Here is an 809-nt window from a genome sequence, read left to right as displayed (position 1 = left end):
CCAGCTCTGAAAGCTCCAGTAACTCAAGAAGCAGCCTTCACACGTACAGGTGAACGTAACCGTGTAACAGGCGTTGAAACCTTCGGCGCATGGACACCAGCTACGAAAGAATTGGCACAAGAAGCTACACCAGTAGTAACTGGATTTGTGGCAGATAAGGCTAATGTAGCAGCGAAGACAGTGAAAGCTGGCGACGCTAACAGCGAAGAAGTTGTTCAGTACAAGAAACTTGGTTCATACGTACCAAATGTACCAGAAGGACTTCCAAAAGTACCAAATCTTCCATATCCAAACGATCCAAACAACCCAACTAAACCGGGAACAGATCTTCCAGTGGTACCACATGTACCAGGTACTACACCAGTAGGTCCAGATGGTACAACACCATTGACACCGAAAGATCCGAGCGATCCAAGCAAGGGTTACAACCCACCACCAATTCCAAGCGATCCAACTCAAGATACGCCAATTAGTTATGTGAAAGATGGTCAAAAAGCGATTATCACCTTCGTAGACCAAGATGATAACAACAAGGAAGTTGGTAAGGTTGTTGAAAGCGGTAAGTCAGGTGAGCCAATCGGAACGACTAACTACGCAGCACGTCTGAAAGAATTGACAGACAAGGGCTACGAAGTTGTGAACGATGAGTTCAAGGGACCTAAGAACTTTGACAATGATGATAAGAAAGACCAACAATTCGTGGTTACTCTTCGTCAAGGTAAAGAGCCAGTAACAGACCCAGCTAAATTGAATAGCAAGGTTACTCGTACGATCAAGTACCAATACGCAGATGGTAAACCAGAAGGTCG

The 809-nt window shown here is 45.2% G+C and carries 1 protein-coding gene; it reads left to right on the top strand.

All coding sequences use genetic code 11. The annotated features are described in order from the left end of the window. On the top strand, positions 1–809 hold an 809-nt coding region (locus tag DF216_RS10850; RefSeq protein WP_440862134.1), incomplete at both ends, for a mucin-binding protein.

The organism is Streptococcus oralis, from assembly GCF_004127215.1.
GTDB classification, from domain to species: Bacteria; Bacillota; Bacilli; order Lactobacillales; family Streptococcaceae; genus Streptococcus; species Streptococcus oralis_BD.
This window is presented reverse-complemented; position numbering and strand designations above follow the sequence as displayed.